We start from the raw sequence: 26,312 nt of genomic DNA, 5'->3' as shown, positions 1-26,312 counted from the left end.
GACATCCTTTCCCGTCCACGATCCGGCGGGGGCAGGCGACCCAAAAGGCCCGTGCCCGCGCCATTCCGTTTGTGGTATGATAGATTAGAGTGATTTTAATATAGATTATAGTAGGAAAGTCGGTTACCGACCAGAGAGAGGAGCCATATCGGACTCATGCATCATTTTGAACAAAGCGTATACGACCTGATCGTCGAAACGTCGACCAACCTTCCGGGCGACGTGCGGAAGGTGATCCAAGCGGCGCAGGAGGCGGAGGACCGCGCGACGCGCGCCGGCCTGTCGCTGTCGACGATCGCGACTAATATTGAGATGGCCGAGTGCAACGTATCCCCGATCTGCCAGGACACGGGCATGCCGACGTTCGTCGTGCATACGCCGGTCGGCGCGAACCAAATCGTCATGAAGCAGCAGATCCGCAATGCCATCGCGCGCGCGACCAAGGACGGCAAGCTGCGCACGAACTCCGTCGATTCGCTGACGGGCGCCAACACGGGCGACAATCTCGGCCCTGGCACGCCGGTCATTCACTTCGAGCAATGGGAGAAGGACGACATCGACGTCCGTCTCATCCTGAAGGGCGGCGGCTGCGAGAACAAGAACATTCAATACAGCCTGCCGATGGACATCCCGGGCCTCGGCAAAGCCGGCCGCGACCTGGACGGCATCCGCAAATGCATCATGCACGCCGTGTACCAGGCGCAGGGGCAGGGCTGCAGTGCCGGATTCGTCGGCGTCGGCATCGGCGGCGACCGGACGACGGGCTACGAGCTGGCGAAGCAGCAGCTGTTCCGCCATACGGACGACGTCAACGAGATTCCGGAGCTGGCGCGGCTCGAAGAATACGTGCTTGAGAACGCCAACAAGCTCGGCATCGGCACGATGGGCTTCGGCGGCCAAGTCACGCTGCTCGGCTGCAAGATCGGCGTCATGAACCGGCTGCCGGCGAGCTTCTTCGTCTCCGTCGCGTATAACTGCTGGGCGTACCGCCGCCAAGGCGTGCTGCTGAACGGGGAAACGGGCGAAATCCGTTCGTGGATCTATCCGAGCGGCTCCGATACGCCGATGAAGAACGGCGCGGCCGACGAAGCGGCCGAAGCGGTGACGGATCGCGCCGAACGCCGCGAGGTCGTCCTGAACACGCCGCTGACGGAGGAGCAGGTCCGCTCGCTGAAGGTCGGCGACATCGTCATCATCAACGGCGAGATGCACACGGGCCGCGACGCGATCCATCATCATCTGATGGAACACGACGCGCCGATCGACCTGAACGGCTCCGTCATCTATCACTGCGGTCCTGTCATGCTGAAGGACGAGCAGGGCTGGCAGGTCAAGGCGGCAGGCCCGACGACGAGCATCCGCGAGGAGCCGTATCAAGGCGACATCATCAAGAAGTTCGGCATCCGCGCCGTGATCGGCAAGGGCGGCATGGGGCCGAAGACGCTGGCGGCGCTGCAGGAGCACGGCGCGGTGTACCTCAATGCCATCGGCGGCGCCGCGCAGTATTATGCGGAATGCTTCAAGAACGTCAACGGCGTCGACTTCATGGAATTCGGCATTCCGGAAGCGATGTGGCATCTGCAGACGGAGGGCTTCGCGGCCGTCGTCACGATGGATGCCCACGGCAACAGCCTGCACGCCGACGTCGACAAGGATTCCTTCGAGAAGCTGCAGCAGTTCAAGGAACCGGTATTCAAATAACCCGCCGGCGACGGGTACGCGGCGGACGGTCGGGACGGCCGTCCCGACCCCGCCGCGCGCGGCCGGCGAAGAAAGGGATGTCTAGCTCCCATGCGCAGCTTCGGACTCGCCTTTAACGCAAGGTTTGAACAATGGATGTTCCTCATTATCCCGGGATCCCTTGTCCTGGGATTCTTTTTTTCCCCGCTGCTGCAGCGCCTCGTACCCGCCGTGCCGTATCTGTTCGCGTACGTCACGCTGACGATGGCGATCGGCTGCGGCGTCGGGCAGCTGCGAACGGTCGTCCGACGGCCGGGCGTGCTCGTGCTCACGTTCCTCATCGCGCACGTGCTGTCCCCGCTCGTCGCGTACGGCATCGGCGCGCTGTTCTTCGGCGCGGATTCGCCGTACGTCGTGGGAATGGTCCTGTTCACGATCATTCCGCTCGGCGTGTCGACCGTGCTGTGGGTCGGCCTCTCCGGCGGGAGCATTCCGCTCATGCTGGCCATGGTCGTCATCGATTCGGCGCTGAGCCCGATCGTCGTGCCCGGCGGCATCCGGCTGCTCTTCCATCAGGCGGTGAAGACCGATGCCGGCGACATGATCCGCGACCTGCTGCTCATCATCGTCGTGCCGACGATCATCGGCGTCGCCTTGTACGAGCTGAGCAAGGGCCGGATCCAGAACGCGGTCAAACCGTACGCGGCGCCGGTCTCGAAGCTCTGCTTCGTCGCGGTCGTGCTGCTGAACGCGGCCGCCATCGCGCCGTACGCGGAGCAGCTGGGCGGCGACCTGCTGCGGCTCGTGCCGCTGTCGCTCGCGATGGTGGGCATCTGCTATGCGGTCGGGTATTTCGGCACGCTGCCGTACCGGGACCGGGAGCTGCAGATCACCGTCTCGTACGCGACGGGCATGCGCAACATCTCGCTCGGCATCGTGCTCGCGCTGGGCTACTTCAGCCCGCTGACGGCCGTTCCGGTCGTGATGTCGATTCTGATTCAGCAGCCGCTGGCCACGGCGCATCATTACGTTTTACAAAAGCTTCATAAAACAACGGCTGGCGTCGAAGGCTAAGTGGAAGTACGATGGGGGATGAAAGGAAACGGCCTTGGGAGTTGAGACAGAGCAATGAGCAGCTTTCGCACGCGGCTGACCCTGATTCTGATCGCGATGATCGGACTCGCGGTACTGGCCGCAGGACTATTCATGGGCAAGACCTATCGGGACAATCACCTGGAGGCGCTGCAGGACAACATGGTGCGGGAAATGCGAATCATCCTGGACCAAATGGAATGGAAGCAGGGCAGCCCGGACGCCCTGTACGACTATTACACCGATGAAGCGAATCATCTGAAGGACATTACGGATACCCGCATCACCTTCATCCGCAGCGACGGCGTCGTGCTGGGCGATTCCGATCACGATCCGCGCACGATGGACAACCATTCGACGCGCAAGGAAGTGCTGGAGGCGAAGAAGGACGGCATCGGCCGGACGACCCGCTACAGCGACACGATCAAGCAGAATCTGCTGTACGTGGCGATGAGGGTGCATCCGGACGATCCGAATTCGGATATCATCCGGCTCGCGCTCAGCCTGGAGAAGGCGGACGAGAGCGTGAAGCGCATCTGGGCGGCGCTGCTGCTCGGACTGGTCGTGCTCTTCGCCCTCGCGGCGCTGATCAGCTACCGCGTGGCGCGCGGGCTGACCCGTCCGCTCGAGCAGATCACGAAGGTGTCGAAGCGGATTAAGAACCTGGATTACCGCGCGCGGGTCGCCGTCAAGAGCAACGACGAGATCGGCGAGCTCGGCCAGGCGATCAACGCGATGGCCGAAGGGCTGCAGGTGCAGATGACGCGGATTCACCAGAACGAGCAGCAGCTCGCGAGCGTGCTCGACAACATGATCAACGGCGTCGTCATGATCGACGCGAGCGGCAAGATCGTGCTGCTGAACCGGAGGGCGGAGGAAGTGCTCGGTTTCTCCGCGAGCGAGCTCGTCGGCCAGCACTACGCCTCGGCGAAGCAGCAGTACGAGCTGTCGCAGATTATTCAGGAGGCGCTCGAGCGCAAAGAGCATTTGCGCGACGAGGTGACGTTTTATTTTCCGGAGGAGCGGCTGCTTGATCTTAACCTGGTGCCGATCTTCGAGGATAACGAGCATAACGGGGAGTTCGGCGGCGTGCTCTTGGTCCTGCAGGACGTCACGGCGATCCGCAGGCTCGAGCGGATGCGCAGCGAATTCGTGGCGAACGTGTCGCACGAGCTGAAGACGCCGGTGACGGCGGTCAAGGGCTTCGCCGAGACGCTGCTCGGCGGGGCGGTCGACGATCCCGAGCTCGCGCGGTCGTTCCTGCAGATCATCTACGACGAGAGCGACCGGCTCAACCGGCTGATCGGCGATATCCTGGAGCTGTCCAAGATCGAATCCCGCCGCGTGCCGCTGCAGTTCTCGCCGATCGAGCTGTCCTCGTTCGTGTACAAGACCATCGAGCTGATGGGCGCCGAGGCGGTGCGCAAGCAGATCCGCGTCTCGGCGAATGTCGAAGCGGGGCTCTACGTGGAGGCGGACGAGGACCGGCTGCGGCAGATCGTCATGAATCTGCTGGCCAACGGCATCGCGTACACGTCGGAGGGCGGCAGCGTGTCGATTACGGTAGAGCCCGTGCATGACCCGAACCTGTCGCTCGACGAGGATGGCCAGGAGAATTACGAGCATATCCGCATCCATATCTCCGACACGGGGATGGGCATTCCGAAGAAGGACCTGCCGCGCATCTTCGAGCGGTTCTACCGCGTCGACAAGGCCAGGTCGCGGAGCTCCGGCGGCACGGGCCTCGGGCTCTCCATCGTCAAGCATCTGGTGGAGCTGCACAAAGGCACGATTACCGTCGAGAGCCGGGTCGGCATCGGGTCGACCTTCACCATCGAGCTTCCCGTGCTGCAGTAGCGGGCGGACCGGCCCGGGGGTTTACCCTATGGCGAAAACAATGCTATGATAGTGAAATAGAACGTGAAACCCATGTTGATTGGAATCAGCGTGGCAGCCGGGGGGTCAACATGACACAAAAAGTGTTGGTCATCGAGGACGAGCCGACATTGGCAAGACTGCTTTCGTACAACCTGTCGCAAGAAGGCTACGATACGACCGTGATCGACCATGGAGCGGAAGGCTTGCAGGTGGCGCTGCAGCGTTCGTTCGATTTAATTATTTTGGATATAATGCTGCCCGGCATGAACGGGTTTGAAATTTTGTCCCGCCTGCGCCAGAACGGCAACCGTACGCCCGTCATCGTGCTTACCGCGCGGAACGCGGAAGAGGAAGTCGTGCAGGGGCTGAAGCGCGGCGCGGACGATTACATGACGAAGCCGTTCGGCGTCGCGGAGCTGCTGGCCCGCGTATCCGCGGTGCTGCGCCGGACGGGGAACGACGAGACCAAGGTGACGGAGTCGACGGACAAGGTCATTACGGCCGGCGATCTGTCGATTTATCCGGAACGCTACGAAGTCATCCTGAACGGCGAGACGGTGCCGCTGCGGCCGAAGGAATTCGAGGTGCTGCTGTACCTCGTCCAGCGCCCGGGCATGGTCATTACCCGCGACGATCTCATGAACGTCGTCTGGGGCTTCGACTACATCGGCGGCCAGCGGACGGTCGACGTGCACGTCAGCTCTCTGCGCAAGAAGCTGGAGCTCGGCCAGCAATCGGTCGAGATCGAATCCATCCGCGGCGTCGGCTATAAGCTCGTCATGCCCAAGAAGCTCGGATCATCGAATTGATGATTCGGGTTTTTTTGCGTATGGTCTTTTTGTGTGTGTGGTCGCTTTTTTATGGGCGATTTTGTCATGATTTTATAGAAACGCGTTCTATTTCCGTCTACTGCGGATTGCCAATTAGTGGTACGATGGGCGGTGTACATACTCTAGGAGGTGTCGGGACATGATTTCCTATGGATGGTGCAGGGGCATCGAGGACGCGGAGCGGATGCGGCAGCTGGGCTTCGACTATATCGAATGCACGGTGGTGTCGCTGAACGTGGAGAATCCGGAGGCCTGCCGCCAAGCGCTGCCCGCGTATCTGGAAAGCCCGCTTCCCGTAAGCGTGTTCAGCCTTTTCTTCCCCGGGGACTTGAAGCTCGTCGGCCCGGAGCGCGACGCGGAACGGGTGAAGCGGTACGTGCATGGGACGGCCGAGGCGCTGAACCGGATCGGCGCGCGTACGGTCGTGCTGGGCAGCGGCAGGTCGCGCAGCCTGCCGGAAGGCTGGGAGCGCGCGCGGGGCGAGGAGCAGCTGCTGCGGACGCTGGATACGATCGCGGACGAATTTCAAGGATCTGGCTTGACGCTCGCGGTCGAGCCGCTTAATCGGAAGGAATCCAATATCGTGAACAGCGTGGATGAAGCGGTCGGTCTGGCGAGACAAATCAACCGGCCCGCGATCCGCGTGCTGGCCGATTTTTACCATATGGACGAGGAAGGCGAGGCGCTCGAGACGATGGAGCGGAACCGGGAGTGGCTGGCGCACGTTCATGTGGCGGATACGGGCCGGCTGTCGCCCGGCACGGGGGGATACCCGTACGGCGAATTTGCCGCCCGGTTGAAGGCGGCCGGCTATGGCGGGACCATCTCGGCGGAGTGCACGGTGAACGATCCGGCGCGGGAGCTCGAAGCGGGCCTGGCGTTCATGAAACGCCATTTCGGCTAGCGCGGACTTAGGAGAGCCCTCTCGGGGGCCGTTCGACGAACCCGGAGCGGGTAGTGCGAAAAAGCCTTCGGCTTTAGGTCCGGTTCCATTCGAGCATTTTTTTCTGGAACTGTTTCGGCGAGCAGTCGTTGTATTTTTTGAACATTTTATAAAAGTGCGCCATGTTCGGCATGCCGATCCGGTCCCCGACCTCGGAGATGCTCAGATCCTTCGTGAGCAGGATCCGTTCCGCCCACTTGATCTTGCGGTAATTGACGTATTCGGTGAAGGACAGGCCAATCGCCTTCTTGAAAAATTTGACGAAATAGTAATAGCTCATGTTAGCCAGCTTGGACACTTCCTCGACCTGTATGCGGTCGGTGAGGTGCTCCTCCACGTAATCGATGACGCTGCGCAGGCGCGCGCGGTCGAAATCCTCGTGGTCCGCCAGCACGCGCTTCGCGTCGTTGCGGATGAGCAGCAGCAGCATCTTCTTGATCAGCATGCTGACGGCGAGCTCGTAGCCGTTTTGCTTGGCGGTGACCTCCCGGTAAATCTCGGTAATGCAGGCGGAAGCTTCGGCGCGGGCGGCTTCGTTGTCGCGGAAGATATAGTTCGCGCGGCTAAGCGGGTTCTTGGTTTCCGAGAAGTACCGCATGTACGGCATGGAGCTCTGGTCGATAAACTGCTCCAGGTCGAATTGCAGCACGATGTAATCGACGGGATTGCTCACGCTGCGGTCGCGGTGCAGCTGCCGGGAGCCGATGAGCGCGATATCGCCGCTGCCCAGACGCACGGCTTCTTCCTCGATATTGAGGTCGAGCTCGCCGCTCAGGACGAGCAGCAGTTCGATTTCCCGATGGTAATGCCAATTGATGAACAAGTCGCTATTCCGTTGGGCTTGAAACACTTTTATCGACAATAGAGGGTTTTCATAAACGACCTTCTCATTGTAGAATTCCACGGTACCATCCCTTCGACAGCAAAATCACATAAAAGCAGGCCATTAAAGCGCCTATATTTTTAGACAAGTTTTGCACTATACTGATTCTAGCATGCGTCCCGGCACGGAAGCCGGCAATGCGGAAGCTCGGCGGCTGGAACCCCGGGTGCAGGACGGTACGTCGGCGCGCATACTACAAAGTATATCATTTCCCGACTTATGGAGGTAGAAATTTAATGGCAAAGGCTCGCGTAGGTATTATCGGCTGCGGCGGTATCGCTAACGGCAAACATCTCCCAAGCTTGGCGAAAGTGAAAGAAGCCGAAATCGTGGCTTTCTGCGATATCATCGTTGAGAAAGCCGAGCAAGCGAAAGAAAAATACGGCAACGAAGAGTCTAAAGTATATACGGACTACAAAGAAATGCTGAAGGACGCGTCCATCGACGTCATCCACGTCTGCACGCCGAACGATTCCCACGCCGTCATCTCCATCGACGCGCTGGAAGCCGGCAAGCACGTACTGTGCGAGAAGCCGATGGCCAAAACGGCAGCTGACGCCCGCAAAATGCTGGAAGCCGCTAAGCGCACCGGCAAAAAACTCAGCATCGGCTACAACAACCGTTACCGCGCTGACAGCCGCTACCTGAAGCAAGCGGTCGACGCTGGTGAGCTAGGCGAGATCTACTTCGCGAAAGCGCACGCGATTCGCCGCCGCGCCGTTCCGACGTGGGGCGTATTCCTGGACGAAGAAAAACAAGGCGGCGGCCCGCTGATCGATATCGGCACGCACGCGCTTGACCTCGTTCTCTGGATGATGGACAACTACGAGCCGCAGGTCGTTCTCGGCCGTGCGTACCACAAGCTGTCCCAAACCGAGAATGCCGCAAACGCTTGGGGTCCTTGGGATCCGGCGAAGTTCACGGTCGAAGATTCCGCATTCGCGATGATCACGATGAAGAACGGCGCAACCGTCATCCTCGAGTCCAGCTGGGCGCTGAACACGCTGGAAGTCGACGAAGCGAAAGTGTCCCTGAGCGGCACGAAAGCCGGCGCCGACATGAAGAACGGCCTTCGCATCAACGGCGAAGAGAACAGCCGTCTGTACGTCAAGAACATCGAGCTGAACAGCGGCGGCGTCGCCTTCTACGAAGGCGCTAGCGAGTCGGCCGAAGTACTGGAAGCAGCTTGGTGGATCGATGCCGTGCTGAACGACAAAGAAACGTTCGTTAAACCGGAGCAGGCGCTCGTCGTTTCCGAAATCCTGGAAGCCATCTACGAGTCGTCCGCAACGGGTAAAGCGGTTTATTTCGAATAGGATCGGCCCTGCCGAAAGAAGAAGCCCAAGGCGATTGCGCCTTGGGCTTTTTTGGTGCGTCCGTCGGTCAGTCGCCGTCCGTGCGGGCGTTCACGTAGCCGGCGACGCCGGAGGAACTTTCGTCGGACAGCTCGGCGAGCGACTTGACCTCGCCGTGCGGCTTCTGGTTCTGCTTGCGGCTCTTCCACGCGTTCTCGCGGCGGTTCTTCGGTGACGTCATAGCGCGCGCTCCTTTGCTTGCTTGGGTGTCCGCGCGGACCGCAGCGTCGTCTTGGCGCTGCCGCTGCGGCGACGGCGGCATGCCTTAGTGTGCGCGGAAGCGCGCCGGTTCATCACGCGCGGTCCGTCTTCGGCTTGCGCGCGCCCCACCAGAACAGGAATCCGACGGACAGCAACAGGACCAGGAACGGGGCGACGAAGATAAGGAACTTTTCGATCATGGCGGTCTCCTCCAAATCGGTTATTTGCCCCGCTTGCCCTGCACGTACTTCGTATCGAACAGGAACAGGCGCATGAGCAGGTACAGCGACGGCACGAGCAGCAGCAGGCCGAGCAGGAACACCGCGATAAGCGCGATCGCCATCGGCTCGCTCGTGAAGTTATCGTGGATCGTCAAGTACGGATACAGCACGTACGGCATATGGCCAGCGCCGTAGCCGTAGAAGGCGAAGCCGAACTGCAGCATGACGAAGACGAACGCAAGGCCGAGCCGCTTGCGCGTCCAGACGCGGTACACGGCTACGAGGAAGCAGGCGAATGACAGGACGAACATCCAGGCGTAATGCTCCATTTGCTCGAAATGGACCGGATTGTGCCGGCGAATCGCGAAGAAGACGAGCAGGCTGCTCAGAATCGTCGGGCCGCTCCAGGCGAGCGCGTATTTGCGGACGACCTCGAACGCGCCGCGGTCATTTGCCCGGTCGGCGTAGTAGCTGAGGAACATCGCCGAGATGTACAGCACGCTGACGAGCGCGAGCAGCACGACCGTCCACGAATACGTCGACGAGAACAGCTTGCCGTACAGGAATGTCAGCTTGCCGGAGGCATGCTCCGCGATGTAGCCGCCTTCCGAGATCGTCATGACCGTCGACAGCGAGGCGGGAATCAGCAGGCCGCTCGCGCCATAGAGGAACAGGGAGAAGCGATTGTTCTTGTTCGTCCCGTACGTGTTGAACGCGTAATAGGAACCGCGGATCGCGAGCAGAATAATCGCGACGCTTCCCGGCACGAGCAGGGCGGTGCCGTAGTAATACGCTGTGTCCGGGAAGAAGCCGACGATGCCGACGAAGAAGAAGACCAGGAACACATTCGTCACTTCCCAGACCGGCGAGAGGTACCGCTGGATGATGCCGTTGATTAAATGCTGCTTGCCGGTGACGGCGCTGTAGTAATTGAAGAAGCCGGCGCCGAAGTCGATGGAGGCGATGATCAGATAGCCGAACAGGAACGTCCATAGCACGGTAATGCCGAGCAGCTCATAGCTCATCGCTCGTCGCCTCCTTTGAAGCCTTTCGCGGCGATTTCGTCTTCCGCCCGGTTGCTGCGGAACATGCGGATGAGCACCGTGACCGCGGAGATGCCGAGGACGACGTACAGCAGGGCGAATACGACGAGCATCGTGTCGACGTGCTCCGACGTCGTCGCGCCTTCCGACGTGCGCATGATGCCGCGGAGCAGCCATGGCTGGCGGCCGATCTCGGAGAAGATCCAGCCGTGCTCGATCGTGGCCATCGCGAGCGGTGCCGCCAGAATGATGCCGCGGAGCAGCCACTTGTTCCGGAAGACCGCGTCCCGCTTGCGGTAGAGCAGCAGCATGAAGGCACCGGAGACGACGACCATGACGGCCACGAACGCCATCTTCAAGTCGAACAAGTAGTGGATGAAGAGCGGTGGGTGTTCGTCTTCGGGAATGTCGTTCAGGCCGGTCACTTCCGCATTGGGCAGCCCATGGGCGAGAATACTAAGCGCGAACGGGATTTTGAGGCCGTACTTGATTTCGTTGTCGTCCGTCAAAATGCCGCCGAGCACGAGCGGCGCCTGCTTCGTCGTATCGAAGTGCCATTCCATCGCCGCAAGCTTCTCCGGCTGGTACTTGGCCAGATACTTGCCTGACAGGTCGCCGATGACCGCGCTCGCGAGGATGAAGACGAAGGCGGACGTCATGGTTAGCTTGAGCGCCTTCTTATAATAGACGTGATCGCGCCCTTTCAAGAGCGACCACGCGGCGATCGCGGCCAGCACGAAAGCGCAGGTCACATAGGCGGTGACGAGCACGTGCGACACCTTCGTCGGCATGGCGGGGCTCAGCATGGCGCCGAACGGGGAGATGTCGACGATTCTGCCGCCCTCGACCTTGATGCCTGCCGGCGCGTTCATGAACGCATTGACGATGGTAATGAAGCAGGCTGACGCGGATGAGCCGAGGACGACCGGGATGAGCAGCAGCAGATGCGTCGTTCTTTTCTTAAACCGTTCCCAGGTGTATAGATAAATGCCGAGGAAAATCGCCTCGAAGAAGAAGGCGAACGTCTCCATGAACAACGGCAGGGCGATCGATTGCCCCGCGACCCGCATGAAGGTCGGCCAGAGCAGGCTGAGCTGCAGCCCGATGGCCGTGCCCGTCACGACGCCGACGGCGACCGTAATGACGAAGCCGCGCGCCCATCTGCGGGCAAGGAGCAGGTAATGGTCGTCGCCTCGCTTTATGCCGATCCATTCGGCAAGCGCAATCATCAGGGGCACGCCGACGCCGATCGTCGCGAAGATAATATGAAACGCAAGCGTAAGACCCGTGAGCATCCGGCTGTACATGACCGGATCGTAACCGCTAAGCAGCATCATGATCCCTCCCAAGCTTGGTTTTGATAATGATAATTTCGCTGCGCCATGCTCGTTATTCGAACAGATAACGGGACAGGGACAGCAGCATGACGGCAGCGACGAAGATACATAGTGCGATCAGTCGTTTTTCTTGTTTGGCGATGCGGTTGGGTTTATTCCCGGAACGCGGTTCTCGGGCCATGCGGATCCCTTCCCTCTGTTCGGAATTGGCGGGTACTGGTAACGTTAACCTGTATAAGGCTATTATAAACGACTGTTGTGATTTATTTCACAATATATGTGACGGAGAGATGAATATTGTGATTTATTTCACAATATCGACAAAGAGATCAAAAAACCATTAAGGAGTAAGAAAAACAGGCCACCGAGCGTACGTGAATGCCCGGTCTGCCTTCGCTCCAATTCCATCACCAAGTAGCGGTTAAATACGACGGTTGTATGGCTGATCAGCATATCAATAGAACGGCATTGAAACTCGGTTCATAGTTTCAAGTAGCTTTTGGTTACTTAGAAAAAGGTCTCAATCCGTATGGAAGCCAGCTTAACCCCTATCTATACATAAGGCACAATCCGAAAAATCAAATCCCTAATGTGAACTATTTCGCAGAAGTATTCGTCTCCTTCCAGTTAAGATAAACACATGAAATACGAATCACATAAATAAGGAGTGTTCAATTAATGAAAAAAGTAGCGATTATCGTACACGCCACGGAGAATGAAGGGGGAAGAGTGTCTCATGCCCTGCTGTATGGCCAAGAGCTGCACGAGGCTAATTTCGATGTCAAAATTTATTTCGACGGCCAAGGTACGACCTGGGTCAAAACGCTGGAGGATCCATCCCACATGTTCAATCCCCTTTACAAAGCCGCTAAAGGGCTGGGTCTCATCGCCGGAGTTTGCAATTTCTGTGCGAACGTATTCGGCGTGACCGAGGATGCCAAATCCGCCGGCCTCCCGACTTTCGCCGATGCAGAAGGACACCTCAGCATAGCGAACTTGATTGCGGACGATTACCAAATCATCACCCTTTAATTTCGAAGAGGATTTTCTGCAAGGCGGAGAAGCAGTTTGAAGCTTACTTTGGCGGCATTCCGATTTCCGACGTCCTGGGTCAAATCAAGGAATTGAACTTAATTGTAGAGAGGATAATTAACCATGACACAAGTATTGACGAAAGAAAACTTTAACCAAAGCATCGAGAGTGGCGTAACGCTTGTTGATTTCTGGGCACCATGGTGTGGTCCTTGCAAAATGCAGCTTCCAATCGTAGATGAGCTGTCCGGCGAACTCGCTGGCGCAGCAACGATCGGCAAAGTCAACGTTGATGAAGAGCCTGAGCTGGCTTCTCAATTCGGCGTCATGTCCATCCCTACGCTGATCATCTTCAAAGACGGCCAGCCTGTCGACAAAACGGTTGGTCTGCAGTCCAGAGACGCGTTGAAAAACAAAATCCAAGGACAAATATAATTGTCCTTGCCGGGGAATGCATACCTCCTTCTTTGGAAGGTAAGAGTCTCCGTTCGCTGTTGTAGGGGTTCAGAAATCGGGGATCGCTTCCGGGAAGCAGTCAGGTGAACAGGGCGGTAGACCTTTTGGGCAAGTAATGATAGAGGACCGGTACGGCGAATGCCATCCGGACCTCAGTAAAAAGAGCAATAAAGCCAGCAGGCCTGGCTCGTTTATGGGGCGAGAATGTTGGAAGGAGTCGCTTATGGAAGCTTTACAGGAACCGCTGTCGCGTTCTTACTGAAGCAAACGTCAAAAGAGAAAGCGGGCAAGGCGATTCTGTTATCGGGCATGGCCGTTTCCTTTGGTTTCAGTCTAGGACCTGCCTTGGCCGGTTTGATCATTCAGTATGTGCATCTGATGCCGCTTCGCGCACCGTTTTGGCTTTTAACCATTCTGTTGCTGAGCGCTGTGGCCAGTCTGGAAACGTTGCAGGACGAGGATTATCAAGCCCGGAAGGAACGCCGTCGAGCGGCACCGATCTCGCTTGGGGTGTCTAACGACATTAAGCCTCATTTTTGGTCGTTTAGTGCGCTGCCCGTTTTCACGTTGTTTACCTTGAACGGAACCGTTCTCTCCTTGGTTCCTTCATTCGTGAAAAATGTGATTCACACTTCCAACCTTGCCGTATCCGGTCTCCTAATTCTACTGCTTATGGGTGGCGGTACGATGATTCAAATGCTGCCTTGGTTCAAACAGCCAGTCGTTCGCCTTAGGATCGGTATCGCTTTATTGGCTTGCGGAGCCTGGCTTGTCGTTTTCTCCGGGACATCGGGAAGCATAAGCCTAATGTGGATCGGGGTGCTCGTTCAGGCGTTTGGCAGCGGTTGGACGTTCCAGATCAGCTTGCGACTGGCCGGCGAGCTTCCGAATGCATCGGAGCGGGCTAAGGTGATAACGACTTATTACTTTGCGGGTTACATCGGATTTATTGTTCTCATCTTAGGAGTCGGTCTCCTAAGCTATTTATTTAACTTGTACGTGTCTCTGATCCTCCTGAATGTTCTCGCTTCCCTGGTGGTTCTCTACATGTTGGGTTTGCTCGGTACTATGCTGCCAGAAACGGAACGCAGACTCAGGCGGAAGATCTTCCATCCAAGGCTGGTTCGCAGGCTTTACAATCCTGACGGATGAGCGGGCGGTATAATCGACATGTGCATTTTATCCAAATATATTTTTTGCAATACTATTTTACATAATTTAAAGGAGTTGCTTAACATGTACAAAACAATTGTAATCGGTACCGGCCCAGCTGGGTTAACTGCAGCGATCTACCTGGCAAGGGCAAATCTGGAGCCTCTTGTTATCGAAGGTACCCAACCCGGCGGACAACTGACTACGACAACTGAAGTTGAAAACTTCCCCGGCTTTCCTGACGGCATTTTAGGAACAGATCTGATGGATAATATGCGAAAGCAAGCGGAGCGATTCGGAGCCAAGTTTAAATCTGGTCGAGTGAGCCGAGTCGATCTGCAGAGCCGTCCGTTTCGTTTATTCTTGGAATCCGGTGAGACTCTGATCTCCGAGAGCGTCATCCTCTCGACAGGGGCTACCGCGAATTTGCTTCACATACCGAACGAGAATGATTATATCGGAAGAGGCGTGAGCACTTGCGCTACATGCGACGGCTTCTTCTTTCGAGGCAAAAAGGTAATCGTTGTAGGCGGAGGCGATTCCGCGATGGAAGAAGCTCATTTCTTGACGAGGTTCGCGAAAGAAGTCCGTGTCGTGCACAGAAGAAACCAACTGAAAGCTTCTCAAATCATGCAGGAGCGAGCTCGGCAAAATGAAAAAATCGAATGGAGTTTAGATCGGACACCGCTCGAGGTTATCCCGGGCGAGAAAGGTGTTTCTGGACTTAAAGTGCGTGATAACCAAACCGGCGACGAGGAAATCTTTGAAGCGGATGGAATATTCGTAGCGATTGGCCATCATCCGAATACCGAGTTTCTTGACGGACAACTTCTGACCGATAGACAAGGATACTTGATTATAAAGCCGAGAACATCGGAAGCCAGTATTCCAGGCGTATTCGCTTGCGGTGATGTACAGGATCCGCATTACCGGCAAGCGATTACTTCGGCAGGCAGCGGAGCAATTGCTGCGATGGATTGCGAACGTTTTTTGGAGGAAACATCCAATAGGATAATCAAGTAAAGAAAGAGTACGATGTATGGATACTTTAGGAAAGAATTTATTAGAGATCATTCGAACATACGAATTCCGTATGTTCGAATGATCTCTTTTATTTGTGCCCCAATACTAGGTGGTTTCGCTTATTCATGATTTGCATTTCAAGTAGGGGGCTTGCCGCATGGATACCACAACGCTTTTTCCCATAGCCGCCTGAGTACTTAATCAGCGATTCCGTCGATGTATAAAAAAGGAACTTTTTACTAAAAATAACATCGTGCCAAGAACACTCGGAGACTTTAGCAAGGAGGGATTTAGTCGCAATGAAAACAGTACTTAAAAACCTCGATCAATTATTAACATTATCCGGGCAATCGAGTGACTTTAAGACTACTGTGATATTACTTGGTAAACAACAAGAAATGAGTATTTTCTATTATAGTACCTTAATAGATGCGAAGTGGATGCAGCAACATTTGATTCATGTGGTGCAAAACCGTTCATTGGATTCCGAAATCAAGGACATCGAGGATATTATGGCCTTGATTCCCATTAATGATATAGAGATTACGGATGAGTTAACAACTATTCAATCCAAACTAATGAAAGGTTATGCGATCGTACAACTTCATGAAAACGATCAAAAGTGTGCATTGGTTAATTTAGCCGACAATCAAGGATTGCGAGTAAACAATGATACGGAAAACGAGTTTAGCGTCGTCGGCCCTAAGGTCGGTTTCATAGAGGACCTGGATACAAACATCGGTTTGTTAAGAAAACAAATCAATCTCCCAAACTTGATTATAAAAGAAATTATCGTTGGAACAACTTCAAAAACAAAAGTCGCAATCATTTATATCGATGGGGTGACAAATGAACAGAATATCCAAGTTGTTAAGCAAAGGCTAACTGATATTGATTACGACGTCGTGTTTGATTCGTCTGTACTGGACCAAATGATGTCAGACAATTCCTTGACGCCATTTCCATTGTTTGTATCCACGGAACGCAGGGACCGAGTGGTGTATTCACTTATTAACGGGCAAGTCGCGGTCATTAGCGATGGATCCCCTTATTTTGTTACGGGACCCTCTACATTGTTTGATTTTTTTATTTCCGCGGAAGATTATTATTTGCCATGGGTATTAGGTTCGTTTTTTCGAATGATTCGAATCTTTGGAGTCATTTTTTCGCTGTTTAGCACATCAATGTACGTGGCTATAACTACATACCATTATGAAGTCATTCCAAAAGATTTGCTTGGTCCCCTTATTTTTTCCAGACAAAACGTTCCATTTCCGCCCTTCTTTGAAGTACTTTTTTTAGAAATAACCATTGAATTTCTTCGGGAGGCTGGGGCGAGATTACCGACAAAAATAGGCCAAACCTTGGGTATTGTCGGAGGAATCGTTATCGGTCAAGCTGCGGTCCAAGCAGCTTTAACCAGTAATATTTTATTAATTCTTGTCGCGCTATCGGCTTTAGCTTCATTTACGACACCGATCTATAAGATGTCAAATACGATACGATTTTTACGCTTTCCTTTCATCTTTCTGTCAGCGATATGGGGGGGGATTGGCATCTTTATCGGGGTGGGGTTTGTGTTCGTCCATGTTATGCGTTTAAAATCATTAGGCTTTCCTTACGCTGTTCCGATTTTCCCCTTTAGGATTATGTCATTTAAAGACAGTTTTATACGCTCGCCTTTTCAAATTCTGAATAAAAGACCTCAACATTTAAGACCGCAATCTACGGTTAGGTATGTACCTAAACCAGTTAAACAGAAAAATGACCTTGATGAAGAATGAAACATGAAAGAGGGACATTATGTATAGAAATAAAATTTTCCCCATTATTATTTTATGTACAGTTTTATCGGCTTGTTCCGATCAAAAAATTGTGAACCAGATTTGTCTTATCCATGCAATTAGCTTTGATACCATTGCGAATGGCAAAAAAACCGCTGTTCTAATTTCTCACTTTAAAGAACAGGGAAAAACAGATCTAGAAGTTTTACATACGGCATCCAACTCTTATATTTCTCTGCCGCAACTAAATGCGCAGACAAATGATCCCCTTGAAAATGGACAGGCAAGGTTGGTGTTATTCGGAAAAACGAGCGCAGAAAAAGGGATTGGGGCTGTCATCCATCATTTACTCCGCGACCCTAAATTTTCATCGCGGCTTCAGCTTGGAATCGTGGAGCGGGACGCTTCGGAACTGTTGGAAATGACCACAAAAACGCAAGAACCGTTTTATTTGTCGGATATGATTGAGCAAAACATAAAAACCGGGAATTTACCGTTAATGAACCTTCATGTATCCTTGTTTAATTATTATGGTGAAGGACGAGACATGTTTTTGCCGTATTTTAAAATTGGGCGAGAAGGAGCAGCGGGAAGCGGCGGTCACGGAGAAGTGAAAATCGGTGGTCTGGCTTTATTTAGAAGTGATCGAATGATCACCGAAATTAGCATGAAGGACGCGTTCTTATTAAAAATGCTTATTCAGAACTCGAAGAGTGGAAGTTACAGGGTTCCACTTGCAGGAACAGCATCAAACAATCAGGGTGAAGATTTTATTTTATTAAGAAGCATGCATTCAAAGGTAAACTACACTGTGAACAACGTTCATTCAATCCCTTCTATTTCAATTCGGTTGAAATTGGTGACGGAACTTCAGAATGTCCCGGATGGAGTGGATTTGAGATCGGAAGAGCAGCTTACACAGCTTGAAAAAAGGATGGGTTCTTATTTAAAAAAAGAAATTGAAAAATTCCTTTCACTACTGAAAGAGAACCAGGTTGATCCAGTCGGCTTGGGCGACTTAGTAAGAAGTCGGTCTAAAGAATGGAGTGCCCAAGATTTTGAAAAAATTTATCAAGAAATACAAACAACAGTAAATGTACAGGTTGAAATAGGAGATACTGGTAATGCTTGAATGATGTTTGGAAGTATGGTTTAGTGAGGAGATTCGTAAATGAACAATGCTGTTGACGAAAAATACTTAATATCTCCCTTCTTCATTGTTCCTCTCATGTATGTCAGTATGGTCGGGGTCGGAGTTTTGAATTTCCAACGTAAAGTGGCCGAACATGCCGGATATAATGCCTATATTTCTGTTGTTTTAGCGGGGATCAGCATTCATTTAATCGTATGGATGATTTATAAAATTTTCCGTTCTAATCAAGAAGGCTTAGATGTAACCGCAATCAACCATACATGTTTCGGGAAAATCGCAGGGAACATAATCAATTTCGCAATCGTTCTTTATTTTTTTCTCGGAGCTTATATTGAATTCGAAGCCTATATTGAAGTTATTCAAGTCTGGAATTTTCCATCGATAAAAATCCTACCTTTAAGCACCCTTTTGGCAGCGTTAATATACTATACCATTTCAGGCGGGTTTCGGACCGTTACCGGACTAAGTTTTTTGGGATTTCTAATGACACTTATTTTTATTATTCCAGAGAATTTGTCAGTTTTGCCGTATGCACATCCGTTAAACTTGATGCCTCTTTTTAACCACTCCATAACCGACATCTTGCTCTCTTCGAAAAGCATGCTTTATCAGTTCCTGGGATTTGAAGCTCTTCTGCTCTTTTACCCATTCATTAAATCACCGGCTAAATCTCAAAAGTGGGCACATGTGATGGTGCTCTTTGTTACATTCATGTATTTAATGGTAATCATTATAACGTTTATGTATTTCAGTGAAGGGCAGCTGCGCGAAATCTCTTGGCCAACGCTTAATATGCTCAAGATTGTTGAGGGACCAGTGTTCCAGAGAATAGAATATCTAGCGATTTCATTGTGGCTGCTAAAAAATTTATCGGGCATATCTTTAAGCTTATGGGCGTCATGCCGTGGCATGAAAGCCATTTTTCGGATCAAACCGCGTGTGAGCTTGCTTGCCTTTCTGGTTGGATTTCTGATATTAGAATATTCTCTGAAGGACCGTGCCATATTTCGATGGACGTCCGAGTTTTATTCAGACGTCGGATTTTATTTTATTTATGGATATATCCCGATTATATTCGTAATCACACAGGTAAGGAAAAGTTGGAATAAGGGGAAGTCCCACAGGTGATACCATCCGCAAACGGATGGATGATATTCAGCCAGGTTGTTTACTAAATAGTCACAAACGGGACAAGGCATTGTTGTAATCTGGCTTACAGATCATAAAACAATTGGGTGGTAAATTAAAATAGTAATGAATATCACAAAATAATGTAGAGGTGCGTGAAGAAATGGAAGCACGTTTGAACTTAAAACACAAAATCGGTCAAGGGATTCCGCCTCAACAATTCATGGATGGTATGCAGAATCGTACGATGGAAACCAGCAACATCTTGAATACCAAAGAGCAGTTCATCTCCATTTACGAGAATTTCTCATGGGCGCAAGAAGATCAGAAAGTATTCTTTACCGCTTTGAACAATCGGTCCGACCTGCACTGTTTGATTCTATGCACAGATTGGTGCCCGGACGTCATCTGGAATGTCCCCTTACTGTTTCGAGTGATGGAGCAGAGCCGCATTCCGACTGAAGTGCTGCTCATGGAAGAGCATCTAGAAACCATGGATCTCTTTCTCACAGATGGCGGGCGAAATCAGCCGATCGCGGTTTTCTTGAATGCGTCCGGAGATGTTCTAGGCAGATGGGGAGCGCGTCCAGCCTATATTCAAGCCGTGATGAATCGGTTTAAAAAGAACAATCCAGATAAACAGAAACCCGATTATAAGGAGAAATTGAACCAAACTTATCGGGAGATCGGCGAGCTCTATCAAGTTAGCAACGAATATCAGGATGTTATCCTTCGTGAATTAAGAGAGTTGTTTACTACCTTTTCTTCGTGAATTTACTCATGTCCGATCGAAGGCTTTAACATCGAGAAAATGAACCAGCTGTTGGACAGGGAAGGGCTGCTGGAGGTCGGACACTTTACCAACTCGGTTATGACTGCCTTCGGTTATCGTATTCCTTTATTTATTTGTCGCTATTCAACGGTAATAAAACCCGCTTCCAATTAGGAAAGCGGGACTGTCGTTTTGCTCGATAATGGAAGGAAAGGGCTAGCTATCGTCTTTATTTTACGGATGCCCGGCGATCTTCTTGTTCAATAGGGGTGAGGACGGCTGGTTTCGTGGAAATGAAGAAGTCCGGTTTACGCGAATCTGCCCATTCCTGCCCTGAAATATGGGAGCGCAGCCTTCGTTATGAGGAAACAGGTTTGCAGCCAGATATCCAATAACTGTAAAACTAAATAGACTCCCGGATGCTCTTAGGAAGGCTTTTAACAACCAAATCGTAAGAGTGGTCGATCATTTCAAAGATTAACGACTCCGGTAAAGAACCCTCGAGAATAATGGTATTCCAGTGCTGTTTGTTCATATGATACCCCGGTTGAACGTCCTCATGCTGCTCTCTCAAGTTTTCCGCAATCACCGGGTTACATTTTAGGACCAAGTATCCTTTTTTCTCAAAGAATAGCGCGAATAGTTTACCTGCAATTTTTATCGCGATTGGATCGGGTCCCGACGGATAATCCTTAATCGCTTCTTTTTTGTTTAGACAGTATTCAATGAAATTATTTTTCAAACCGGCTCATCTCCTTAGTAAATAAACGATCTTGATCTGTCGGTCGAATTGGCCTTAACCAATGTGCGGCTGATTCCAGCTATAGCTTGATTATAAATCCAAATAAAGCGTTGCTCTGTGAGGTAGTTTACAGTTCTCTATCCTATTCTGAAATATGAATTCTCGGTTATTCTTGATTTGCGTTCCAAATAGGGGCCTTCGCCCACATGGAGAACTGTAATCGACTTTACAGAACTCCGGCTTAAATTGGATTTATAATCATGCTATCACATGTTATCGGAGGTTTCAGAACGATGAGCTAACAAAACGCAGATCAAGATCGTTCAAATGATTGAGGAACTTCAGATTCACATTTAATAGAAAAGAAGGTTGATTCCACATGATAGCAACGGAGAGTAAAAAACAAGAAATTTTAAAAGCTTACCAGTTCAGACATGCTTGCAAGGCATTTGATACCAACAAAAAGATTTCGGCTGAAGATTTTAACTTTATTTTGGAGACAGGAAGATTGTCTCCAAGTTCATTTGGCTTCGAGCCGTGGAAGTTTGTCGTAATCCAGAATGAAGCTCTTCGCGAAAAATTAAAACCTGTATCTGGCGGTGCCACGGGACAACTGCCCACTGCCAGCCATTTTGTCGTTTTATTGGCCAGAAGAGAAGGAGGCTTACGGCCTGACTCGGTTCACGTGAACAAAATGTGGAGAGACATTCATCATATGCCCGAAGAAGTCGTGAAAGATTGGTACGACTTCTACAAATCCTTCGTCGAAACAGAACTCGAAGATAATAACCGCCTCATTTTTGAATGGTCAATCAGACAAACCTATATCGCATTGGGAAACATGATGACAGCCGCGGCTCAAATCGATATTGATTCCAGTCCGATCGAAGGATTTGACAGGAAGCTAGTGACCGCTATTTTACAAAACGAGGGTATCATTAACGGCGACGATTTCGGCGTAGCCTGTATGGCTGCTTTCGGATATCGTCAAAAGGATCCCAAACGTCCACAAACAAGACAACATCTCGATGAGATTGTCGAGTGGCGATAAACGTAAGATGATATTTCTCCATCTTAGAAAAGGGAGCGTTTGATTTAACATGGCACAAGTTCTATACATTACTGCTAATCCAAAATCTATTGAAAGCTCAGTTGGTCATCGAGTAGGACAAGCTTTTCTTAAAGCTTATTGCGAAACTCATGCAAATGATGAGATTCGGGAAATAAATGTATATGAAGAGAAATTTCCAACCGTGGACCGCGACATCCTTAATGGTTGGGAGAAAATGCGTCGAAGGGGAATGCCATTTTCAGAGTTGAGTCAAGCCGAACAGCAAAAAATGAATGCTTTAAATCAATTTATAGATCGAGTAACGAGCGCTGATAAATACGTATTTGTATCTCCTATGTGGAATTGGAGTATTCCACCACGATTAAAAGAATTTATCGATTCCATTGCGGTGGCCGGAAAAACATTTCATTACACCGAAAATGGTCCTGTCGGACATTTAGTAGGTAAAAAAGCTTTTCATATTCAAGTTAGCGGCGGTATTTACTCGCAAGGACCTTTAACGAAAATGGATCATAGTCACCCGTATTTAAAACAAGTGCTTAACATTATGGGTATTCATAATGTAGAAGTTTTATATGTGGAAGGACATGATTTTGACCGTGAGCGAGCAGATGAAATTATTCGCAAGGGTATATCGGATGCAGAAAAGCATGCGATAACTTTTTAATCACGATGCCGATTTCGCCCTTCGGCTCGTGGCGCTGTTTCCGAGAGCGGAGTACTGCTCGTCGTCGCCGGAAGGAACTATTAATGTGAACTATTTCGCAGAAGGATTCATCTCCTTCCGGTTTAGATAAACACATGAAATACGAATCACAAAAATAAGGAGTGTTCTTTTATGAAAAAAGTAGCGATTATCGTACACGCCACGGAGAATGAAGGGGGAAGAGTGTCTCATGCCCTGCTGTATGGCCAAGAGCTGCACGAGGCTGATTTCGATGTCAAAATTTATTTCGACGGCCAAGGTACGACCTGGATTAAAACGCTGGAGGATCCATCCCACATGTTCAATCCCCTTTACAAAGCCGCTAAAGGCCTGGGCCTCATCGCCGGAGTTTGCAATTTCTGTGCGAACGTATTCGGCGTGACCGAGGATGCCAAATCCGCCGGCCTCCCGACTTTCGCCGATGCAGTAGGACACCTCAGCATAGCGAACTTGATTGCGGACGATTACCAAATCATCACCCTTTAATTTCGAAGCGGCGTAAACACCGTTTGACAACAGGAAGATGGGCTGGTCAAGACACCTTGATCAGCCCGTTTTCCCTTTCGCTTGGAGGCAGAGAAAATCAAATCATTTCGTTGCCTCAACAGGAGCAAGGAGGAGATGGAAATGAAGAATGTCGTATTGTATGGAGCCGATCATTGCGCCGCATGCGCCGAAGCCATAAAGTTCTTTCATCGGGAAGGAATTTCCTACCAATACAAGGACGTCGGAACCGATAAGGCGGCTTTCGCCGAATTGCTTCGTCTCGGTGGTATCGCGACGCCGTTCATCGTAGCCGGTACGCACGTACTTCATTCGTTTGACCGTCAGAAATTGAAGGAGGCATTGAAATCGCATGGATAAGCTTTGGTATTTATCGAGAATCAGCATTTTTGACTCTCTCTCACCGGAGGATTTTAAGGAAATCGATATGATGGCGCCGTTGACCCATTTTAATGCAGTTCCCAAAGGCACGCTTATTCAAACTCCTGAACATCATCGCGACGGCTTGTTTTTCGTAAAAACAGGCAAGCTCCGGATGTACAAAGTGAATGCCGAAGGCAAGCAGTTTACGACTGCGATCCTGGGAATCGGCAATATGTTCGGCGAAATCGACTCCTTATCGTTCGGAACGCATGACATGTACATCGAAACGATCGAAGAGACCTTGATCTGCTCCGTTCTGCGCGAGCATTTCGAAAAGTTCCTCCTGAAAAGACCGGAGCTGGCTATGCGATTTCTGAAGGTTTTAAGCAATCAGCTGAAGGAGAAAGAGGAGCTACTTGAAAAGCTGGCCATCGGTAATATCGAAGATCGCGTGCTACATTTGATGCTTAAATTATCCCAGCAGTTCGGTACGGAAAACGACGAATTCGTCAAAATCGATTTTCCTTTGACCCACCAAGAAATTGCCAATATGGTTGGCGTAACGCGGGAATCGGTAACCACGATTTTGAAAGACTTGTCCCAAAAAGGCATCCTACGAACCGGTCGAATGCAGATCTCGGTTCATTCGCAAAAAATCAGAGCATACTTGAATCCTGCTGAGTTTTAACAATAACGAGGGATTACAGAGCGCAGATTCCTCTTATATTCACATTCCCGATGCGTGAGCCGCCGATCGTATGCCGATGGGTCCCGTTCAGCCGGAACGGTTATTACGGAACCCTTACGAAAAAAGTCTTGGCTGTGCCAATCGGTCTTTTTAATGTAAGGAAATGTTGAGGGAACGGTAAGCCATTCTCAATAACCTGCATGCTATACTGAGTCCATTCCAAAAACAAAACGAATGGAGATTAACAAAAATGAAAAAAAACGTTTTTCTGTCGGCTGGTATTATCGTCGTTTTATCCCTTGCATTGGCAGCTTGCGGCAAGGCGGGTACGCCCGCAAGTAATGGCTCCTCTAGCAGCAGTACTACAGCCGGAAATTCAACTTCAAGCGATATGACGGCGGGAACGGCGGATTCGGGCGACGACATGGCGGCCGCTTCCGGAAATATGTCTTCGCGTGATGACATGACGGCAGCCGACGCTTCCGAAGTGAAGCTGATGGGAACCTTCGAAGGCCAAAACGAGATGAAAGCAGCCGGCACCGCCGTCATCGAAAATGGACAGTTGAAGCTTAGCAATTTCAGCGTATCTGAGGGGCCAGACCTGCATGTATACCTGGCAAATGGCAATGATGCGGCTAACGGCACCGAAATCGGCAAAATCGACTTGAAAAGCGCGGAGCAAACCTTCGATGTAACCAAGGAAGATCTGTCCAAGTACGATACCGTCCTGATTTACTGCCAGAAAGCGCACGTCATCTTCGGCAAGGCATCGCTTGAGTTATGAGCATGAGTACCGCTAAAGTGAGGAGCGGGACAGTCTTCGGAATGGTCTGCTCGCTTGTCCGAATGGCTTTCGGCATTCAATGGATAATGCAGGGGTGGTTTAAAATAACCGCACACTTCAACATCGCCGGACTTTTTCCGTCCATCGCGGGCAATACGGATTCGCCTCACTGGTACAAATCGTTTATCGCAACCACTGCAGCGCCTTATCCGCAGTTGTACAACATCCTTATTCCTTGGGGAGAGCTACTGGTAGGTATCGGACTTGTGCTGGGTTTGCTGACGCTACCCGCCCTTCTTACCGGTTTCTTCATGGACATCAATTATGTGTTGTCTGACATGGTTTACATTTATCCGACTCAACTGGCAATCGGCATGCTGCTGATTCTTTTCAGAAAAGACACGCTGTACTGGAGTTTGGACCGGGCGGCGAGCTTATTGAGGAAGAAGGCCGAAAGCCCAAATGTTTAATGGGCATCACCGATACAGGGGAAGGAGGAGTGCTCATATTGGATATCACTCGGTGGAGGGCGTTTCCAGATTCGGCAAGAGGCGCTTTCCTTTTTGGAATCATTGCTCGTGGTAGAGCTGGACCGCAGAAAAATATAAGTCCGTGACCATAAATCTACCGGCTGTAACTATATAACTGCTATGTTGTGAGCATATAAAATGGATCCGCCACAGCGCAATGTCATTTGAGTTAGGCTTTAACTTAATGACATTGCGTCACAGCGGATCCATTTTTGTTAGCTTATTATCTAACCCCTCCCGAAACTTAACGCGATCGAGCGGTGACAAATCGCTTCAGGCATGGAGAGGCCCCAAAAGTGAAAAATCCGTTATTTTCTCCTGTTTGCTGCCACTGGGTACGGATTCATTGAATTGTTGTACTGCGAGCTGTTTTTAGCGACTCACCGAGGGTGAATACCGAAGCGGCCAGCAGGACAATATCCTTCGCTAGAAATTGTCCCGGAAACGCAGAGAGAGCCGGAAAACCAAGGCTCGGTTCAATAACGCCCGGTGTGGAAAACATGAAGCTGATCGTGGTCACAAACAGAATGCAGGAGAGCGCCGCTCCGACAGCCGACAGCCTGGCGGACACAAAACGGCCGAGCAGGAGAAGACCGACGAGAATCTCCAGAACCCCGAGGAGCGAAGAGAACGTACGGATCGACATCGCATCGTAAAGCCACCCCATAAACGGGCTGTTGCTGACAAGCGGTGAGATCCCGTTTGCCTCATAAGCCGTAAACTTCATCCCGCCAATCCAAATGTAAACAATCGCTAAAGCGATAAACAGGCACTTGATTCCGATCGATTCAAAATGTTGACCAAAAGCCCGATTCGACTTGGACATTATTTTTCCTCCCACTATAATTTAATGTTTTCTCACGTTTTCTCACTCGTTCTTAGATTTTCAACCATCCACCATTTCGAGAGATGGAGAAAGCATGTAGCTGTGACATATTTTTCTGTAGGTGCCGGTTGCGG

Annotated in this window: 28 protein-coding genes and 2 pseudogenes; 21 read left to right on the top strand and 9 right to left on the bottom strand. The window is 51.4% G+C overall.

What is annotated here, in order from left to right; all coding sequences use genetic code 11:
* Window positions 1-156 precede the first annotated feature (156 nt).
* The 5 genes from ACFPB1_RS22650 to ACFPB1_RS22630 all read left to right on the top strand — a co-directional run bounded on the left by ACFPB1_RS22650 (window position 157) and on the right by ACFPB1_RS22630 (window position 6,384).
* A complete protein-coding gene (locus ACFPB1_RS22650; protein ID WP_379228404.1) occupies window positions 157-1,701 on the top strand; it encodes a fumarate hydratase in 1,545 nt (514 codons plus the stop codon).
* 90 nt (window positions 1,702-1,791) lie between these two features.
* The gene (locus ACFPB1_RS22645; RefSeq protein ID WP_379228403.1) at window positions 1,792-2,754 is read left to right on the top strand and encodes a bile acid:sodium symporter family protein; all 963 of its coding nucleotides are present in this window, start codon (window positions 1,792-1,794) and stop codon (window positions 2,752-2,754) included.
* 54 nt (window positions 2,755-2,808) lie between these two features.
* Window positions 2,809-4,629: a two-component system histidine kinase PnpS gene (gene pnpS, locus ACFPB1_RS22640; protein WP_379228402.1), complete on the top strand. Its 1,821-nt coding sequence runs from the start codon at window positions 2,809-2,811 to the stop codon at window positions 4,627-4,629.
* Window positions 4,630-4,739: 110 nt separating this feature from the next.
* Complete coding sequence (locus ACFPB1_RS22635) at window positions 4,740-5,459, top strand: response regulator transcription factor (protein ID WP_379228401.1); 720 nt, start codon at window positions 4,740-4,742, stop codon at window positions 5,457-5,459.
* A 160-nt stretch (window positions 5,460-5,619) separates the two neighbouring features.
* Entirely contained in the window at window positions 5,620-6,384 is a 765-nt protein-coding gene (locus ACFPB1_RS22630; protein ID WP_379228400.1) for a sugar phosphate isomerase/epimerase family protein, read from the top strand.
* Between the two features lie 73 nt (window positions 6,385-6,457).
* Here ACFPB1_RS22630 and ACFPB1_RS22625 read toward each other — a convergent pair whose 3' ends face one another.
* Window positions 6,458-7,246 carry a helix-turn-helix domain-containing protein gene (locus ACFPB1_RS22625; protein WP_379228399.1) on the bottom strand — a complete coding sequence of 263 codons (789 nt, stop codon included), beginning with the start codon at window positions 7,244-7,246 and terminating at the stop codon, window positions 6,458-6,460.
* A gap of 296 nt (window positions 7,247-7,542) precedes the next feature.
* On the opposite strand from ACFPB1_RS22625, the gene ACFPB1_RS22620 reads away from it, so the two are divergent.
* Window positions 7,543-8,622, top strand: coding sequence for a Gfo/Idh/MocA family protein (locus tag ACFPB1_RS22620; RefSeq protein ID WP_379228398.1), 1,080 nt, complete (start codon window positions 7,543-7,545; stop codon window positions 8,620-8,622).
* A gap of 67 nt (window positions 8,623-8,689) precedes the next feature.
* Here the strand turns inward: ACFPB1_RS22620 and ACFPB1_RS22615 are convergent, their stop codons facing one another.
* The 6 genes and pseudogenes from ACFPB1_RS22615 to ACFPB1_RS22590 all read right to left on the bottom strand — a co-directional run.
* Window positions 8,690-8,842 (bottom strand): DUF6254 family protein, encoded by a 153-nt coding sequence (locus ACFPB1_RS22615; RefSeq protein ID WP_379228397.1) that lies wholly within the window; start codon window positions 8,840-8,842, stop codon window positions 8,690-8,692.
* Between the two features lie 112 nt (window positions 8,843-8,954).
* Window positions 8,955-9,059: a cytochrome bd oxidase small subunit CydS gene (cydS, locus tag ACFPB1_RS22610; protein ID WP_417623640.1), complete on the bottom strand. Its 105-nt coding sequence runs from the start codon at window positions 9,057-9,059 to the stop codon at window positions 8,955-8,957.
* A 23-nt stretch (window positions 9,060-9,082) separates the two neighbouring features.
* Window positions 9,083-10,108, bottom strand: coding sequence for a cytochrome d ubiquinol oxidase subunit II (locus tag ACFPB1_RS22605; protein ID WP_379228396.1), 1,026 nt, complete (start codon window positions 10,106-10,108; stop codon window positions 9,083-9,085).
* Window positions 10,105-11,460 carry a cytochrome ubiquinol oxidase subunit I gene (locus ACFPB1_RS22600; RefSeq protein WP_379228395.1) on the bottom strand — a complete coding sequence of 452 codons (1,356 nt, stop codon included), beginning with the start codon at window positions 11,458-11,460 and terminating at the stop codon, window positions 10,105-10,107. Before ACFPB1_RS22600 ends, ACFPB1_RS22605 begins: the two co-directional genes overlap by 4 nt.
* Window positions 11,461-11,515: 55 nt before the next feature.
* A complete protein-coding gene (locus ACFPB1_RS22595) occupies window positions 11,516-11,644 on the bottom strand; it encodes a hypothetical protein (RefSeq protein ID WP_379228394.1) in 129 nt (42 codons plus the stop codon).
* Between the two features lie 167 nt (window positions 11,645-11,811).
* Window positions 11,812-11,988: pseudogene (locus ACFPB1_RS22590) on the bottom strand (IS4 family transposase); the annotation flags it as partial.
* 153 nt (window positions 11,989-12,141) lie between these two features.
* On the opposite strand from ACFPB1_RS22590, the gene ACFPB1_RS22585 reads away from it, so the two are divergent.
* From ACFPB1_RS22585 to ACFPB1_RS22550, 8 genes and pseudogenes are all read left to right on the top strand, one after another.
* The gene (locus tag ACFPB1_RS22585) at window positions 12,142-12,495 is read left to right on the top strand and encodes a DsrE family protein (RefSeq protein ID WP_379228392.1); all 354 of its coding nucleotides are present in this window, start codon (window positions 12,142-12,144) and stop codon (window positions 12,493-12,495) included.
* Between the two features lie 123 nt (window positions 12,496-12,618).
* A complete protein-coding gene (gene trxA / locus ACFPB1_RS22580) occupies window positions 12,619-12,930 on the top strand; it encodes a thioredoxin (protein WP_379228391.1) in 312 nt (103 codons plus the stop codon).
* Between the two features lie 210 nt (window positions 12,931-13,140).
* A pseudogene (locus ACFPB1_RS22575) lies at window positions 13,141-14,103 on the top strand (MFS transporter); the annotation flags it as partial.
* A gap of 84 nt (window positions 14,104-14,187) precedes the next feature.
* A complete protein-coding gene (gene trxB / locus ACFPB1_RS22570) occupies window positions 14,188-15,126 on the top strand; it encodes a thioredoxin-disulfide reductase (protein WP_379228390.1) in 939 nt (312 codons plus the stop codon).
* Window positions 15,127-15,425: 299 nt separating this feature from the next.
* Window positions 15,426-16,910: a spore germination protein gene (locus tag ACFPB1_RS22565; RefSeq protein ID WP_379228389.1), complete on the top strand. Its 1,485-nt coding sequence runs from the start codon at window positions 15,426-15,428 to the stop codon at window positions 16,908-16,910.
* 19 nt (window positions 16,911-16,929) lie between these two features.
* Window positions 16,930-18,042 carry a Ger(x)C family spore germination protein gene (locus ACFPB1_RS22560; RefSeq protein WP_379228388.1) on the top strand — a complete coding sequence of 371 codons (1,113 nt, stop codon included), beginning with the start codon at window positions 16,930-16,932 and terminating at the stop codon, window positions 18,040-18,042.
* 39 nt (window positions 18,043-18,081) lie between these two features.
* Window positions 18,082-19,191, top strand: a complete 1,110-nt coding sequence (locus ACFPB1_RS22555) for a GerAB/ArcD/ProY family transporter (RefSeq protein WP_379228387.1) — start codon at window positions 18,082-18,084, stop codon at window positions 19,189-19,191.
* 163 nt (window positions 19,192-19,354) lie between these two features.
* On the top strand, window positions 19,355-19,963 hold the full coding sequence (locus tag ACFPB1_RS22550) for a thioredoxin family protein (RefSeq protein ID WP_379228386.1): 609 nt from the start codon (window positions 19,355-19,357) through the stop codon (window positions 19,961-19,963).
* A 403-nt stretch (window positions 19,964-20,366) separates the two neighbouring features.
* Here ACFPB1_RS22550 and ACFPB1_RS22545 read toward each other — a convergent pair whose 3' ends face one another.
* Window positions 20,367-20,705, bottom strand: a complete 339-nt coding sequence (locus tag ACFPB1_RS22545; protein ID WP_379228385.1) for an MmcQ/YjbR family DNA-binding protein — start codon at window positions 20,703-20,705, stop codon at window positions 20,367-20,369.
* A gap of 379 nt (window positions 20,706-21,084) precedes the next feature.
* Here ACFPB1_RS22545 and ACFPB1_RS22540 point away from each other — a divergent pair, with 379 nt between their 5' ends.
* The 7 genes from ACFPB1_RS22540 (at window position 21,085) to ACFPB1_RS22510 (ending at window position 25,292) form a co-directional block, all read left to right on the top strand.
* Window positions 21,085-21,756 carry an NAD(P)H-dependent oxidoreductase gene (locus tag ACFPB1_RS22540; RefSeq protein ID WP_379228383.1) on the top strand — a complete coding sequence of 224 codons (672 nt, stop codon included), beginning with the start codon at window positions 21,085-21,087 and terminating at the stop codon, window positions 21,754-21,756.
* A 49-nt stretch (window positions 21,757-21,805) separates the two neighbouring features.
* Entirely contained in the window at window positions 21,806-22,444 is a 639-nt protein-coding gene (locus ACFPB1_RS22535) for an FMN-dependent NADH-azoreductase (RefSeq protein WP_379228382.1), read from the top strand.
* 171 nt (window positions 22,445-22,615) lie between these two features.
* Window positions 22,616-22,969 (top strand): DsrE family protein, encoded by a 354-nt coding sequence (locus ACFPB1_RS22530; protein ID WP_379228380.1) that lies wholly within the window; start codon window positions 22,616-22,618, stop codon window positions 22,967-22,969.
* A 141-nt stretch (window positions 22,970-23,110) separates the two neighbouring features.
* Window positions 23,111-23,347 carry a glutaredoxin family protein gene (locus ACFPB1_RS22525; protein ID WP_379228379.1) on the top strand — a complete coding sequence of 79 codons (237 nt, stop codon included), beginning with the start codon at window positions 23,111-23,113 and terminating at the stop codon, window positions 23,345-23,347.
* Window positions 23,340-24,038 carry a Crp/Fnr family transcriptional regulator gene (locus ACFPB1_RS22520; RefSeq protein ID WP_379228378.1) on the top strand — a complete coding sequence of 233 codons (699 nt, stop codon included), beginning with the start codon at window positions 23,340-23,342 and terminating at the stop codon, window positions 24,036-24,038. The genes ACFPB1_RS22525 and ACFPB1_RS22520 overlap by 8 nt, the downstream gene beginning before the upstream one ends.
* Window positions 24,039-24,288: 250 nt before the next feature.
* Window positions 24,289-24,822, top strand: a complete 534-nt coding sequence (locus tag ACFPB1_RS22515) for a DM13 domain-containing protein (protein WP_379228377.1) — start codon at window positions 24,289-24,291, stop codon at window positions 24,820-24,822.
* A 2-nt stretch (window positions 24,823-24,824) separates the two neighbouring features.
* Window positions 24,825-25,292: a DoxX family membrane protein gene (locus ACFPB1_RS22510; RefSeq protein ID WP_379228376.1), complete on the top strand. Its 468-nt coding sequence runs from the start codon at window positions 24,825-24,827 to the stop codon at window positions 25,290-25,292.
* A gap of 403 nt (window positions 25,293-25,695) precedes the next feature.
* On the opposite strand, the gene ACFPB1_RS22505 is transcribed toward ACFPB1_RS22510, so the two are convergent.
* Entirely contained in the window at window positions 25,696-26,178 is a 483-nt protein-coding gene (locus tag ACFPB1_RS22505) for a YkgB family protein (RefSeq protein ID WP_379228375.1), read from the bottom strand.
* Window positions 26,179-26,312 lie beyond the last annotated feature (134 nt).

Origin of the sequence: Paenibacillus sp. GCM10023250, assembly GCF_042653205.1 — a bacterium.
Classification (GTDB): domain Bacteria; phylum Bacillota; class Bacilli; order Paenibacillales; family Paenibacillaceae; genus Paenibacillus_Z.
The sequence above is the reverse complement of the archived record's forward strand: the minus strand, read 5'-3'. Positions and strand labels throughout refer to the sequence as shown.